Source organism: Verminephrobacter eiseniae EF01-2 (genome assembly GCF_000015565.1).
In the GTDB taxonomy this organism is placed as follows: domain Bacteria; phylum Pseudomonadota; class Gammaproteobacteria; order Burkholderiales; family Burkholderiaceae_C; genus Acidovorax; species Acidovorax eiseniae.
Genome location: NC_008786.1, coordinates 3,729,428 through 3,742,073, shown reverse-complemented (window position 1 = coordinate 3,742,073; position 12,646 = coordinate 3,729,428). Strand labels below are relative to the sequence as shown.

13 protein-coding genes, 3 tRNA genes and 2 pseudogenes are annotated in these 12,646 nt (G+C 63.2%); 6 read left to right on the top strand and 12 right to left on the bottom strand.

What is annotated here, in order from left to right; translation table 11 throughout:
* Nucleotides 1-38: 38 nt before the first annotated feature.
* From VEIS_RS16360 to VEIS_RS31680, 4 genes are all read left to right on the top strand, one after another.
* Nucleotides 39-114, top strand: a tRNA-Ala gene (locus VEIS_RS16360).
* Between the two features lie 51 nt (nucleotides 115-165).
* Nucleotides 166-241: transfer RNA gene (locus VEIS_RS16355), tRNA-Glu, on the top strand.
* A 52-nt stretch (nucleotides 242-293) separates the two neighbouring features.
* Nucleotides 294-370, top strand: a tRNA-Asp gene (locus VEIS_RS16350).
* A gap of 172 nt (nucleotides 371-542) precedes the next feature.
* Nucleotides 543-1,334: a phage integrase central domain-containing protein gene (locus VEIS_RS31680; protein ID WP_407831824.1), complete on the top strand. Its 792-nt coding sequence runs from the start codon at nucleotides 543-545 to the stop codon at nucleotides 1,332-1,334.
* A gap of 365 nt (nucleotides 1,335-1,699) precedes the next feature.
* On the opposite strand, the pseudogene VEIS_RS31675 reads toward VEIS_RS31680, so the two are convergent.
* From VEIS_RS31675 to VEIS_RS31195, 3 genes and pseudogenes are all read right to left on the bottom strand, one after another.
* A pseudogene (locus VEIS_RS31675) lies at nucleotides 1,700-2,143 on the bottom strand (Rieske 2Fe-2S domain-containing protein); the annotation flags it as partial.
* A gap of 84 nt (nucleotides 2,144-2,227) precedes the next feature.
* Nucleotides 2,228-2,653: an FAD-binding protein gene (locus VEIS_RS31200; RefSeq protein WP_265259905.1), complete on the bottom strand. Its 426-nt coding sequence runs from the start codon at nucleotides 2,651-2,653 to the stop codon at nucleotides 2,228-2,230.
* A 100-nt stretch (nucleotides 2,654-2,753) separates the two neighbouring features.
* Nucleotides 2,754-3,101 carry an FAD-binding protein gene (locus tag VEIS_RS31195; protein WP_157048547.1) on the bottom strand — a complete coding sequence of 116 codons (348 nt, stop codon included), beginning with the start codon at nucleotides 3,099-3,101 and terminating at the stop codon, nucleotides 2,754-2,756.
* Nucleotides 3,102-3,176: 75 nt separating this feature from the next.
* On the opposite strand from VEIS_RS31195, the gene VEIS_RS16335 reads away from it, so the two are divergent.
* Complete coding sequence (locus VEIS_RS16335; protein WP_011811082.1) at nucleotides 3,177-3,812, top strand: LysE family translocator; 636 nt, start codon at nucleotides 3,177-3,179, stop codon at nucleotides 3,810-3,812.
* 361 nt (nucleotides 3,813-4,173) lie between these two features.
* On the opposite strand, the gene VEIS_RS16330 is transcribed toward VEIS_RS16335, so the two are convergent.
* The 6 genes from VEIS_RS16330 to VEIS_RS16305 all read right to left on the bottom strand — a co-directional run bounded on the left by VEIS_RS16330 (nucleotide 4,174) and on the right by VEIS_RS16305 (nucleotide 10,143).
* A complete protein-coding gene (locus VEIS_RS16330; RefSeq protein ID WP_011811081.1) occupies nucleotides 4,174-4,839 on the bottom strand; it encodes an HAD family hydrolase in 666 nt (221 codons plus the stop codon).
* Nucleotides 4,836-5,666: a nucleotidyltransferase domain-containing protein gene (locus VEIS_RS16325; RefSeq protein ID WP_011811080.1), complete on the bottom strand. Its 831-nt coding sequence runs from the start codon at nucleotides 5,664-5,666 to the stop codon at nucleotides 4,836-4,838. Before VEIS_RS16325 ends, VEIS_RS16330 begins: the two co-directional genes overlap by 4 nt.
* Nucleotides 5,663-6,850, bottom strand: a complete 1,188-nt coding sequence (locus VEIS_RS16320) for an MFS transporter (RefSeq protein ID WP_011811079.1) — start codon at nucleotides 6,848-6,850, stop codon at nucleotides 5,663-5,665. Before VEIS_RS16320 ends, VEIS_RS16325 begins: the two co-directional genes overlap by 4 nt.
* Entirely contained in the window at nucleotides 6,847-8,253 is a 1,407-nt protein-coding gene (locus VEIS_RS24875; protein ID WP_011811078.1) for an SDR family NAD(P)-dependent oxidoreductase, read from the bottom strand. Before VEIS_RS24875 ends, VEIS_RS16320 begins: the two co-directional genes overlap by 4 nt.
* Nucleotides 8,254-8,265: 12 nt before the next feature.
* Nucleotides 8,266-9,327, bottom strand: coding sequence for an IS630 family transposase (locus VEIS_RS16310; protein ID WP_011811077.1), 1,062 nt, complete (start codon nucleotides 9,325-9,327; stop codon nucleotides 8,266-8,268).
* A gap of 306 nt (nucleotides 9,328-9,633) precedes the next feature.
* Entirely contained in the window at nucleotides 9,634-10,143 is a 510-nt protein-coding gene (locus VEIS_RS16305; RefSeq protein ID WP_232287721.1) for a tyrosine-type recombinase/integrase, read from the bottom strand.
* Between VEIS_RS16305 and VEIS_RS16300 the strand changes: the two genes are divergently transcribed.
* A complete protein-coding gene (locus VEIS_RS16300; RefSeq protein WP_232287720.1) occupies nucleotides 10,142-10,516 on the top strand; it encodes a hypothetical protein in 375 nt (124 codons plus the stop codon). The two genes, VEIS_RS16305 and VEIS_RS16300, sit on opposite strands and share 2 nt — an antisense overlap.
* Before the next feature lie 111 nt (nucleotides 10,517-10,627).
* Here the strand turns inward: VEIS_RS16300 and VEIS_RS16295 are convergent, their stop codons facing one another.
* The 3 genes and pseudogenes from VEIS_RS16295 to VEIS_RS16285 all read right to left on the bottom strand — a co-directional run bounded on the left by VEIS_RS16295 (nucleotide 10,628) and on the right by VEIS_RS16285 (nucleotide 12,554).
* The gene (locus VEIS_RS16295; protein WP_011811074.1) at nucleotides 10,628-10,957 is read right to left on the bottom strand and encodes a hypothetical protein; all 330 of its coding nucleotides are present in this window, start codon (nucleotides 10,955-10,957) and stop codon (nucleotides 10,628-10,630) included.
* A 48-nt stretch (nucleotides 10,958-11,005) separates the two neighbouring features.
* A pseudogene (locus VEIS_RS16290) lies at nucleotides 11,006-11,539 on the bottom strand (hypothetical protein); the annotation flags it as partial.
* Nucleotides 11,540-11,648: 109 nt separating this feature from the next.
* A complete protein-coding gene (locus tag VEIS_RS16285) occupies nucleotides 11,649-12,554 on the bottom strand; it encodes a recombinase family protein (RefSeq protein ID WP_011811073.1) in 906 nt (301 codons plus the stop codon).
* Nucleotides 12,555-12,646: the final 92 nt, after the last annotated feature.

Here is a 12,646-nt window from a genome sequence, read left to right as displayed (position 1 = left end):
TTGGGGTGATGAGCCATGGGTGTCGGTTGCCATTGGGTGGGGGTATAGCTCAGTTGGGAGAGCGCTTGCATGGCATGCAAGAGGTCATCGGTTCGATCCCGGTTACCTCCACCAGAATCTGCCAATAGTTCGTCGGCGTTTGTTATCGGTTCGTTCCAAGGTTTTGACCCCATCGTCTAGAGGCCTAGGACATCACCCTTTCACGGTGAGTACCGGGGTTCGAATCCCCGTGGGGTCGCCAAGTCGTAGCGCTTGGCTCGTGTCGCAAGATGCGAGCGAAAGGCTGCCTGCCAGGAGTGGTAGTTCAGTTGGTTAGAATACCGGCCTGTCACGCCGGGGGTCGCGGGTTCGAGTCCCGTCCACTCCGCCAGAATCAATCCAAGCCAGCCCCAAAAAGCCCCGGCGCCGTATACGCGCCGGGGCTTTTTCATTGGAGATGCATTGGAGATGTCGTCCATGATTGCCCAAAACACACCATGCCGATACCGCGCAAGCCAAGCGTCGATCATGGTATCTGGCGTGGCATTTGACGGAGCGATACCATGACATTGACCGTGCGCGCAATGGAGCCGGCAAAGCCGCGTGACAAGGGCTACAAGTTGGCCGGCAGTGTGGGGGGCTGTACCTTTTCGTCACTCCGGCCGGTGGCAAGGGTTGGCGCGCCAACTATCTGCGCGAGGGCAAGCAGGCAACGCGCACCGATGGCCGATGGCCGATGGCCTGATATCAGCCTGGCCGAGGCCCGCAAAACCCACGCCGCAGCGTGCGATGCTGTGATTCCGGCATCTGCCGCCGTGCCTTCCCTTGAAACCCTCGCCAGGGCCTGCCTCAAACTGCCTACCCAGTCCAATGGCAAGCACCAATCCCAGGTGGCGAACACGCTGGAGCGTTTCGTTTTCCCCAAAATCGGCAAGCGCCCTATCAATGCCATCCATCGCCCTGAACTGGTGGATGTGGTACAGGCTGTGCAGATCGATAGGCGCGTGGAGACGGCCCACCGGGTGGCCAGACGCATCGCGGCAGTAACGGTGGAGTTGGTCAACAGCACCACGCCGCCGGCCAGGTCCTGTGCAACGGTGATGTCGGGCAAGGTCGGCCAGTCAAGGCCTTGGCTGCCGAGGAACGCACCGGCGTTGCCCCGCAGGCGACAGGTCGACGTTGGAGACTGGCGAATCCACCACTACTGCCGCACCAAGACCAGTTTCCGCTGCGTGAGCGAGCTGCGGTCACTCGCCCAGCGGCCGGCGCGCGCGAGGCTGACAATCTTGCGCGACGACAGCAACGGGAAATCGGCTGGCACGCTGCGCTCGAAATCCGCACCGAAGTCGCGGTAGTTCCGCTGTGCGCTTTCCAGGATGACGCCGTCCTGCTGCAAAGTGACGTTTTCGTCGCCCAGCCACTCCGCACCATGCCCGCCTTCGCGCTGGCGCATGGGCCATTCCACGCGAGAGTGAAACTCGCCGGTGCGCACGAGGTGGATGACGAGGAAGAACGAATTCTTGACCCCGCGCTGGAATACGGTGACCCGATCGGGCAGATCGAATTGCAGGTACGAGGCCGCGTGTTCTTGGTGGGGTGTTTGCGCGTCGGCCACAGGCGGGTAAAACACCACAAGGCCCGGTTCGGTCAGCCGCACCTCGTACTCGTACTCCTTGAAACCACTCATCCTGTTTAAGAAGTAGGCCCAGTGCGTGCCGACATGGACGAATGGAATGTGGCTGGAGTCCAAGATGTTGTCCAGCATCAGGTCGGCCGAGCAGGCGACCTCCACCGTCCCCTGGCGCCATGCATGTTCTCCAGCGCCGGGGATGGCAGCAGGCGCGGCCACCGTAGGCGGGCCTTCGCGCATCCATACCCAGACGTAGTGCTCCTGTTCGATGCACGGATAGCTGCGCACGCGAAACCCCTCCGGCACCGGCGTGCCGGTGCACAGCGATGGCACATGCACACAGCGGCCGCCCCCGTCGTACTCCCAACCGTGGTAGCGGCAAGCCAGCGAGCCCGCAGCCGTGATGCTGCCCAACGACAACTGCACGCCGCGATGGCAGCACCGGTCTTCCAGGGCATAGGCCCTGCCCTGCGCGTTGCGGAACACCACGATCGGTTCGCCCATCAAGCGAGTGGCGCGTGGCCGATCGCCGAGCTGGCTTGAGGGGGCATGCGATGTACCAGTAGTTGCGCAGTTCGGACATGTTCACTTCTCCATCACGGTCGTTGCGGTGATGGCTTACACAGCCGCCACCGGGTGTGCCGACAGACGATCGGCTGCGTGCAGGCCGGCCAGGTAGCCGAAGGTCATTCCGGGCCCGAGGGTGATGCCCCCGCCGGGGCAGGCACCCTGGAATACATTGGCCATGTCGTTACCGACGGCATACAAGCCGTCGATGGCGCGTCCATTGCCGTTCAATGCGCGGCCGACGGCATCGGTCTTCAAGCCTGCCAGTGTGCCCATGCTGCCGGCAGTGATCCGGATCACGTAAAACGGCGGCGTCTCCAGCGGCCCCATGCAGTTGTTCGGGCCGGCATGTGCCGGATCCCCGTAGAAGCGATCAAACGCGCTGGCGCCCTTGCCGAATAGAAGGTCGATCCCCGGGCGCGCCTGCTCGTTGAATTCGGCGATGGTCCGCTGCAGCGCGCTCGGGTCCACTCCGATGGCGGCCGCCAGTTCAGCGATGTCCTGGCCCGTCTTCAGGTAGCCGAGCGCAGATGCGGCGCCAGGGACGCCGGCCAGGGGTCGATGAAGTCGCCCAAGCCTACGCGCCGGATGCTGCGGCTGTCACACACCATGTACGCACCGGCTCTTCACCGGGGCCCGCCGCCCGCACAATGGCCTGCGCGAAATCGTGGTTCGATGCCGCTTCATTGGCGAACCGCCGACCATCGCGGGCCACCGCCAAAAAGCCGGGCTGCTGCCGGTCGTGGAAGTGGCCGGCCAGTTCGGCACCGCGCAACGGCGAGCGCGACACCGGTGCCCAGAAACCGCCGGTCCTGGTGCCCCCCTCGATGGCAACGCCGGCCGTGTGCGCGGCGCTCAGCCCGTCACCGGTGTTGCCCGCTGGGGCAAACTCGATGAAATCGTGGTGCGGACAGTCGCGCAACATGCTTTGTTCTGCGGTGATCTTCGTTGGTGCGAAAATCAACCGTCTCTATTCACCAATTGTCAAAGGAGCACGCTGATGGTTGCATTCGAGAATTTGGCGGGCGTGGCCATCATCGCCTTAGGTATGGTGCTCACTCCAGGGCCTAATATGGTCTATCTGACATCACGGGCAATTTCGCAGGGACGCATGGCTGGCATGATTTCCCTAGCAGGTGTCGCGCTTGGTTTTGTCTGCTATCTGCTGGCCTCTGGGTTGGGGTTGGCAGCCCTGTTCAAGGCGGTACCCGTGGCTTATGACATCATCAGGATCGCCGGTGCGCTCTATCTTGGTTACCTAGCCTGGAACATGCTTAAGCCCAAGGGAGTTTCTCCCTTCGAGGCACGGGAACTGCCTCCCCACTCGCCCCGGCGTCTATTCATGATGGGACTGGTGACGAACCTGCTGAACCCGAAGATAGCGTTGATGTATGCGGCGCTGATCCCCCAGTTCATCGATCCCTCGGCCGGATCGACCTTCCAGCAGTTCACGCAACTGGGGCTTATCCAGATTGCCATCGCAGTTACCGTCAATGGCATGATTGTCTTGGCTGCTTCTACGGTCAGCAGTTTCCTCGTCAAGCGTCCTTCCGTTATGCGCATTCAGCGCTGGCTTTCCGGGGCTGTGCTTGGCGTCTTCGCGGTGGACATTCTCTTGCGCAAACCGTTTGCTTGAGCAGATGGAGACCCACAAACAATGACAATGGTAACTATTCAGTCATACTACTTTGCATTCGATGTCTTGTTGAATTTATAATTCATAAGCGAAGTTAGAATCATGCCAATGGCCTATAAGCCAATAGGAATATTATTACATAGGACTTACGCAACCCAAATCCAGCTAGTTCACTGCATCATTGAATTGGCACCTGTCGAATGCGCCGCGATGGATCGTCGTACTTCCACTGATGGGCTTGGGATTCTTGTTGTGTTCGCGGATGTAGCGCATCAGCTTTCACCCCAAGTCCTTCACCGAGGTACCAAAACCGGCGACATCGAAAGGCGTCTGTGAGTTGAATCTCACATTCTTCGCCATTTTATGATTTCCGTTGTGCGAGGTCCTTCAGGACGCTAGGCAGCGCGCGCAATGTCCCGATCTCTGCGTCTGCGCCTTTGAGACCCGGGTGATTCAGTCGCACCGAATACCCATACAACGCAGCCACCGAGGTCATGCCCGCAGCCGCGGCCGCAATGACATCCTTTCCATCGTCCCCGACATACACGCATTCAGCAGGCGCATGCCCCAGCGCAGCGGCTGCTGCAAGCAGACTGTCAGGCGCGGGCTTGGACTGCGGCACCATGTCGCCACACACCAGGACTTCGGGCTGAAACCCGAGATGCTTCACCAGCGGCCGCGTGTAGCGCTCCCTTTTGTTGGTGACGATGCCCCAGCGCCGCCCGCCTCGCGCGAGTTGCTCCAGGCAAGCGCCAACGCCGTCGAACAGCACAGTCGACTCATACATCCGCAGCGCATAGCGCTCCAGAAAAACCGTGAAGGCGCGCTGGAACAAAGCGTCATCCAAATCCCCGCTCCAGCCCGCGCGCAGCATGCCGCGGCCGCCGCGCGAACCATAGGCATGCAGGGTGTGTGGCTCAGGCGAGGGCAAACCCACTGCAGCGAGCGCATCGCAGGTCGCGGCAGCCAAATCGCCGCTCGTGTCAGCGAGCGTGCCGTCGAGATCGAACAGAACCGCCTCCGTCATGTCACCGCCAGCAGCCAGCTTTGCGGCACCTGCGCAATTGCGCGCAGTTGCACCTGCAAGCGCGCGGCCTGTTCCGAGCTGCTGCCCAGCGCGTCGAGGCTGCGCCAGCTTATGTCCACCAACGCCTGCAGGCAGGAGCGCAGCGCCGCCGCGCCGCCGCCAAGCAGTTGGGATGCAGTTTCGATAGCCTGCACGCCTGCATCGCCTTCTAGCCCGTCGCGCACGATGCGCTTGTAGCTCGTGACGGTGTCGTAAGGTCGACCCAGCTCGTGTAACCGCAAGGCAAGCGCGATGGCTACAAAGCTTGTGAGTACGTGGCGCGCCGCGAACAGCTCGCCGCGGGCCAAATGTCGGCACACCGACATGTGGGCATAGGCGGTGTCGAAGCGCGCCTTGGCCAGGATGCGTTCACGAGTCAGACGCGCTTGCACGCTTTGTTGCAGCGCATGCAAGGGACGGCTGCCCCACAGCGGCTTCCAGCGCAGCACTCGGTCAACCACTGGCGCCGCGTCGGCGGTCACAGCGAAGATTTCGACCTTGAAACCGTCGCCATACAACACCGAAGTGCGGCAGCCAAAGCCTTCTTTCCAGCTCGGCCCGCCGACCAACTGCACCGGTTCCTCGATCAGCGGGAGCAGCACGCGCGCGAGTTCGGCCGACTGATCGATGAGCGGCCCGTCTTCCAGCAGCACGACGAGGTCCAGGTCGGACTGGTCGTCCTGCTGCGCAGTCGAGTGGGAACCGCCGATGGCGACCGCAAGTGCGTTGGAGCAGGCGCGCTGGATCTTGTCGGAGAGCAGCTCGGCGATGTGGTTCGGATTTCTCATGATGTCCTCAAATTCATCACGTCGGGCGCAGCAGCGAGCGCTGCGCGCAGGCCGAGCGTAAGCGCGCCGGCCAGCGTCATCACGGCGGCGATCCAGTAGACGCCGCTTCCCAGACTGGGCAGCAGCAGGCTCGCAGCGTAGGCGGCTGCGGCGATGCCGATGCCGTGCGCGCAGGCTGTGTAGACCGCCTGCGCCGTCACGGCGAATTTCGTGGGGCTGGCGTCGCGCACCCAGTTTGCGCAAAACGCATGCAGCCACGAGAACGACGCGACGTGCAAGGCGAAGGCCACGGCCATCCATGCGAGCTCGCCGCTTTGCGCAAACAGTAGCCAGCGCGCCAGAGCTAGCATAACGGCCACGCTGAAGAACCATGCCGTGCCACACCATGCGCGCAGCCGGTCGAAGGCCGCAAAGCCCAGCGCCTCGATGCCGAAGGCCGCGCACCACAGGAGCGCGATGCCGGCGGGACTCACGCCACGCTGCGCCATGAGCAGCGTGGCCGTGCTGTAGAACACGCCGTTAGCGCCGATAAGCAGTGTGGCACCTGCGAGCAGCAAAAGGGCCGAGACGGCACGCACGCGCCCCGGGTCCGCAGCAATGGCGGGGGCGGGTGGTGCTGCGGCCGCTGCGCTCGCGGCGCCGACCGCGCGCAGGCACACGATCAGCACAAACCCAGAAGCCAGGATCATCAGCGGTAGCACGACTTGTTGGTAGCCCGCAGTAGCCGACCACAGGCCGCCGTACAGCACGACGCCCAGGCAGACCGACGCCGAGCCGATGCCGCGCATCAAGCCGTAGCGCGGTGCGCCGCCGGCGTTCTTCACGCGCGTGGCCAGCGCCTCGAGCATGCACTGGAAGTAGTTGCGGCACACCGCGATACAGATGACACTTGCGAGCACGACGCCGAAGCGCTCCGACATGGCCAGCAAAATGCCGCAGGCCACGCTGGCCCAGGCCACCAGCGCAAGCAGCAACTGCTGGCGCTGCGCCTGGTCGGCCCACCATGCCAGCGCCGGTCCCATCACGAGCTTGACCGCGAAGACCGCGCTGAAGATCAGTCCGACTTCGGCCGCTTGCAGGCCCTTGCCCGCCAGAAACGGCGGCAAGTAGCTGAGGAGCACTCCGGCCGGCAGGAAGAAGCCGACATAGCTCGCTGCCAGCGGCACGTTGGCGCGCGCTGTCATTGCAGCCAGGCCGACAGTTCTGCGGTGCTCCAGCGCCGCACCGCATCCTTCATCACATCGTCCAGGTGGCCGGTCCACACCTTGCGGCTGGGCCCCACTAGGCGATACAGCGTTTGGAATCCCAGGTGAAGACGCAGGCGCCGCCAGGTCTCCGCATTGGCGTGGCGGTCACGTGCTTGGCAATAGCCTTCCCAGGCCGCCGTGATGGTAGCTTCGGGACCAACCCCAAAGCGCAAGTCGCGGATTACGTACTCGCTCAGCAGATAGGCTAGGTCATACACGCCTTCGCCGAAGTGGCCCTGTTCGAAGTCGATCACGGAGACCGCGCCTTCGGCGCTCAGGATGTTGCGCGAGTTGAGATCACCGTGCACGGGCTCCTCGCTGCGTTGCAGGTAGTCGGCGACGAAGCGCTCGCCTGCCGCGTGCAACGCTTGCGGTATCTCGGGCAACATGCGCGTGTACTGCAAATCGATCTTGAAGGCCTTGAATGGTCCGCTGGCGGCCCACAGCAGCGGGCGCGGCTCAAGGGGCAGGCTGTGCAGAGCGCCCAGCCATGCCGTCACCGTTTGCAGCGTCGCGCCGACGCCAAGGCCATCGCCCACGAGTGCGTCATACAGCGGCTCGCCCTGCGCCTCCTCCATCGCCACCAGGTCGAGCGCGGTCTGCACTGCAACCAGGGACGGAACCGCTGCGCGCGGCTCGCGCGCGCTCGCGCGCAGGGCGAGTTCGTGCCAGTTGGAGGCGACCAGGCAACGCTGAGAGGCGCTGGTGGGCAGCGGGGGGAAGTCGCCGGAGCTGGCCGCATCGGTAAAGCGCTTCAGGTAGGTCGTGCCGACGGGGGACTGCACCTGCACCACGCGGTTGAACAGTCCGCCTGTGGCCAGCTGCAGCCGCTGCGGCGAGGGCCAAAGCTGGCGCGCCACGGCCTCCATTTCATGGTCGATCATCAAAGTCATTGGCTTGGCCTTCTTCCAGGGAACGGCGGTGAGCGCGCAAGTCTCGGGCACGCGGCAATGCACACCGCGAACATAGAGGCTCTGCGCTACCGGAAACAGGGTCATCTCCTGCACATTGACGTGCGCAGGCTGCTGGTGAATCCAGCAGATGGTCTTGGCCAAGTCGGCGGCTTCAAGCGGCGTAAAGCCGGCAAAGCGTTCGTCGGCTGACAGGCCCGGCTGGTCATCGAGCAAGCCTGTGCGGGTGGTACCGGGTTGCACACAGGTGACGCGTACGACCGAGCCGTGCAGGTCGGAACGCACGCAGTGCACCAACTGCTGCACACAGGCCCTGCTGGCAGCATAGGCGGCCATCAGTGGCGCAGCATCCTGCGCGGCGACCGAGCCGAGCACAACGATGGTGCCGGCGCCGCGGCGCACGAGCACGCCTGCGAAGTCGCGTACCACTAGTCCACTGCATCATTGAATAAGCACCTGTCGAATGCGCCGTGATGGATCGTCGTACTTCCACTTGATGGGCTTGGGATTCTTGTTGTGTTCGCGGATGTAGCGCATCAGCTTTCGCCCCAAGTCCTGCACCGAGGTAAATACGCCGCGGGTTATGACATCACGCTCAATGCGCGAGAACCAGTTCTCCACCTGGTTTAGCCACGACGAGTACGTGGGTGTGAAGTGCATGCGCACGTTGCCGTGCTGTACAAGGAAGTCCCGCACGCGCTGGGTCTTGTGGCTGCTGACGTTGTCGCAGATGACATGGATCTCCTGCCGCTCGCACTGGCTGGCGACGATGTCGGTAAGGAAGGCGACGAATTGCTCGCTGGTGTGGCGCGCCGCGGTCTTGCCCAGCACCTGGCCGGTGGCGGTGTTCAGCGCCGCGAACAAGCTCAGTGTGCCGTTTCTCTTGTACTCGAATCCGTGGCTCTCGGCACGCCCTGGCGACAGCGGCAGCATCCGGTCCTTGCGATCGAGTGCCTGGATGGCGGTCTTCTCATCGACGCAGAACACCACGGCGTGCGCCGGTGGATTGAGGTACAGCCCGATCACATCGGCCGCCTTGGTCTCGAAGTCCGGGTCGTTGGACACCATGTGTCGATCCAGTCGTTGCGGTCGCACGTTGTGCTTGCGCCAGATGCGCTGAACCGCAGAAACGGATACGTCGCCAAGTTCAGCCGACAACTTGTAGCTGCTCCAGTGCGTGGAGCCATCGCTCGGCTTGCGCCTGAGCGTGCAGTTGAGCACCCGCGCCTCCAGTTTGGCCGGTGGCTGCTTGGGCGCGCGTCCCGGATGCCGGGCGTACATGCCCGCCAGGCGCTCGCTGAGAAAGCGGCTGGACCAGCGGGAGATGAAACGCGAGTCGCATTCGAGCCTTTGCATGATGGTGTCGCGCGACTGACCTTCTTCGAGCATGAGGATCAGCTTGGCCCTGCGCACGTCCGCCACGCGCGCCGTGCGGCTACGCGTGGCGGTCAGCAATTTGTCTCGCTCGGCGTCGGTCAGATTCATTTTTCCCATGCGTTGCATTTAACCACAATAGGGGTGTTGTCTCAATGGTGCAGTGGACTAGTACGCAAAGAAACAGTCTCCTGAGGTAAAGCCTGGCGGTAGCAGAACTGCCGGCGGCTCTTTGTCGATGTCTATGAAAACGACGCCTCGGAGTGCTGGGGCGTGGCGCGCATGCAGGCGGCCAGCTGAAGTGCAGATTTGCGGGGCCAATTCTAACACGGGGCGATTCGGTGCGAGCAGATCAAGATTGGCAGAAGGCCGAGGAGTTTGAGCCTGAGTGTCAGCATCTCATCGGCATCTGACATCGCCGTCCAAGCACGAACCTTAGGGTGCCAGCCATCCCAGCTTGTGCAAGCTGGAGGTCTGGTCATGGCGCTTATCGCCCTCTGTGTGTATGTAGATGCTGGTCGTGGCAATGTTCGCATGTCCCAAGTTGTCACGCACGACTTTGAGATCCATGTTGTCACTTTGATGGGTCCCCGCCGTATGACGCATCCAGTGGGCAGAGGCTTGCTCCACATGAGCAGCTGCCGCCTCATGGTCAGGGCCACGCGCCCGCAGACGCACGGCGGTTTTGCGAAAGATATTCTTGACCAGTTCGTGCACGCCACTGCGCCCCATGGGGCGGGCACCACCGATGAGAGGCACCAGTAGCGGAAGAATATCGCCCTCGCGCGGAAGCGGGGACAGTTCATGCGCCTTTCGGTAGCGCATCAACTCCGACACCAGTTCGTCCGTTGCCGGGATCCCCCGCGTTCTTTCTCCCTTGCCCCGGATCTCCAGCCACCAGCGCTCGCGCCTGTCCGCACTCCGACGCCAGTAGAAGTCGCCCATGGAGTTGTTGCAGACCTCGGAGATCCGAAGTCCTCCGAATATCCCGCAGCGCTTGGCCGCGCGCATCGATACGTTCTGCCGCGAGCATCTGAATCCCTACGTGAACCTGCATCGCCCCAGCATGTTCGCCAAGGAGATCGTCGATACCAAGGGCAAGGTGCGCAAGACCTACCCCCACGACATGGTGCAAACCCGGCTGGAGAAGCTCGCCCGCCTGGCCGACGCCCAGCAGTACCTGCGCCCTGGCATCACCATCGAAGACCTACAGGCCAAGGCCGCCCAGATCAGCGATCTGGACGCGGCCAACGCCATGAATGTCGCCCGCTCTAAACTCTTCGACCTGTTCAACCGACGACCCAAAGAAGCCTCCTGAATCATCTCTCGCGGCCCCTGCGTTCAGGCTCATACCTGAATTGGAAAAGACTGCATTAACGAAAAATGCAGGTGTCGGTTTTCGATTATGTATCTGCTACCTAGCAGCAAACTAGCTGCTAGATTTATCGTAGTGGTCAAGGGCTTTTTCCAGTATCTCGACCAGCAGCACACCTTCACGCTGCGCCAGGGCGCGGATGCGGGCATCCCATTCCGGCGTCACCCGCGTGGCGAACTGCACCGTGCGGTTCGTCTTGCGGGCGCTCCGGCCGTCGATCTTCTTGGCCGCCGGCGCTTGCGGTGGCGGGTTGGCGGCGGCCGACCTGGCTACCGGCGCAACCTCGGGCGCGGTCAGGTTCGTGCTGGCCTCGTCCAGCGTCGGCGGTGCGCCCAGCTCGTCGCGCCGGCCTTTCAGTTTCTTGAGCTTGGATACGTCAGCCATTTGTCACCCGGTCAATGAGCGATTGAATGAGTGTGTCGGCCCGCTCGTTCAGGCCGCAAAGCGGGTTTCCGTGATGCTGTGGCCGGTGTTTTGCGCCTGGCGGTAGGCCGGCCGGTCGCGCAAGCTCCCGTCCAGGACGGTGTAGCCGGCCTGCTGCAAATAGACCCGCGCCGCGACTTCTTCCGCCGGCGTGCCGATGCGGTTGAGGGCGAACGCCAGGCGGTCGTTCGGGACACCGGCCTTTGTCAGTGCGTGGAACTCGCGCACGGCCGGAATGAGGTCATCCCTCGATGCGCCGGACGGCTGCACGATCAAATCAGCAGCGCGGGCTATGTCGAGCGTCGCCGAGCTAGTGCGGGCCGGCCCGTCGATGATGAGAAGGTCGTAACCCTTGGCCGCTTCCAGCGCCTGGGCGGCCGTGGCGAACGCTTCCACGGACACCACGGGTTCAATGCCCTGGGAAAGCCGCAGACGGTGCCAATCGACAGCCGTTCCCTGCTGTGTATCCAGGTCTGCTACCTTCACGCGCAAGCCGCTGGCGGCCGCTTCGCGTGCAAGGACACGCGCCAGGGTGGATTTCCCTACGCCGCCCTTCTATGAGACGAATGCGACAATCGCCGCCATAATTTAGCCCCTATCTAGTTGCTAGGTAGCAGCGATTATAATATAGAAGCTAGATATATTTTAGCTGCTAAAGTTTTCGCCGCCGCGCCCGCTCGGCGTCGGCCAGGTCGCCGGGCCACGTCGCCAGTTCGTCATCGGTGAGGCCCGCCAGGATTTGCGGCAGGTTTTGGGTTCGGTACGGGAGCATCGGCAGATCGGCGGCCGGGCCTTCATCATCAAGGAAAGCCGGCTCGGGCAGCTCGGCCGCGCCCTGCTCCACGTCGGCCGCCGCGCCGGCGTCGGCCTCGGTCAAGGCTTCCTCCACGAAAGCGCCATGCCTGGCCGCTTCGGCCTGGCTCATGTCGCGGCTGGCCCATATCCGTTTGACCTGGGCCACGCTGCACCCGGCCAGCTTGGCCGTCTCCGCGATGCTCTGGCCGATGCTGCGCAACGCAATGACCTGGGCGCGCAGCTTCGAATCAGCCCGCCGGCCCTTGTAGCGGCCGTCCCGCTTCGCCAGCTCGATGCCCTGGCGCTGCCGCTCGCGCCTGTCCTCGTAGTCGTCGCGGGCCATCTGTAGGGCCAGCTTCAAAAGCATGTCCTGGACGGACTCCAGGACGATCTTGGCAACGCCCTGGGCCTCGGCCGCCAGGTCGGATAGATCGACTACGCCAGGGACAGCCAGGCGCGCACCCTTGGCCCGGATCGAGGCCACCAGACGCTCGGCCTCGGGCAAGGGTAGGCGGCTGATGCGGTCGATCTTCTCGGCAATGACCACCTCGCCCGGTTGCAGGTCGGCCACCATGCGCCGCAGCTCGGGCCGGTCGGCGCGTGCGCCGCTGGCCTTCTCGCGGTAGATGCCGGCGACGTAGTACCCGGCGGCCTTCGCGGCCGTGATGATCCCTTCCTGGCGTTCAAGGTCTTGCGCGTCGGTGCTGACGCGCAGATAGACCCGCGCCACCATCGGCGCGGCTGCTGGCTTCGTCCTGCTCATGCTGGCTCCTTTGGACATACCTGAATGCGCCTATCGTAATCAAGCAGGCTCATTTATAAAATTTCGATTTATATGCGCCTAGCTCAAAAACC

Bases quoted from the DNA above. Each gene is read 5' to 3' on its own strand.
- VEIS_RS16300 (WP_232287720.1), top strand. From the start codon at position 10,142: ATGGAGTTGTTGCAGACCTCGGAGATCCGAAGTCCTCCGAATATCCCG.
- VEIS_RS16295 (WP_011811074.1), bottom strand. From the start codon at position 10,957: ATGGCTGACGTATCCAAGCTCAAGAAACTGAAAGGCCGGCGCGACGAG.
- VEIS_RS16325 (WP_011811080.1), bottom strand. From the start codon at position 5,666: ATGAGAAATCCGAACCACATCGCCGAGCTGCTCTCCGACAAGATCCAG.
- VEIS_RS16330 (WP_011811081.1), bottom strand. From the start codon at position 4,839: ATGACGGAGGCGGTTCTGTTCGATCTCGACGGCACGCTCGCTGACACG.
- VEIS_RS31680 (WP_407831824.1), top strand. From the start codon at position 543: ATGACATTGACCGTGCGCGCAATGGAGCCGGCAAAGCCGCGTGACAAG.
- VEIS_RS16320 (WP_011811079.1), bottom strand. From the start codon at position 6,850: ATGACAGCGCGCGCCAACGTGCCGCTGGCAGCGAGCTATGTCGGCTTC.
- VEIS_RS16285 (WP_011811073.1), bottom strand. From the start codon at position 12,554: ATGAGCAGGACGAAGCCAGCAGCCGCGCCGATGGTGGCGCGGGTCTAT.
- VEIS_RS16335 (WP_011811082.1), top strand. From the start codon at position 3,177: ATGGTTGCATTCGAGAATTTGGCGGGCGTGGCCATCATCGCCTTAGGT.
- VEIS_RS31195 (WP_157048547.1), bottom strand. From the start codon at position 3,101: ATGTTGCGCGACTGTCCGCACCACGATTTCATCGAGTTTGCCCCAGCG.
- VEIS_RS16310 (WP_011811077.1), bottom strand. From the start codon at position 9,327: ATGCAACGCATGGGAAAAATGAATCTGACCGACGCCGAGCGAGACAAA.
- VEIS_RS16305 (WP_232287721.1), bottom strand. From the start codon at position 10,143: ATGGGCGACTTCTACTGGCGTCGGAGTGCGGACAGGCGCGAGCGCTGG.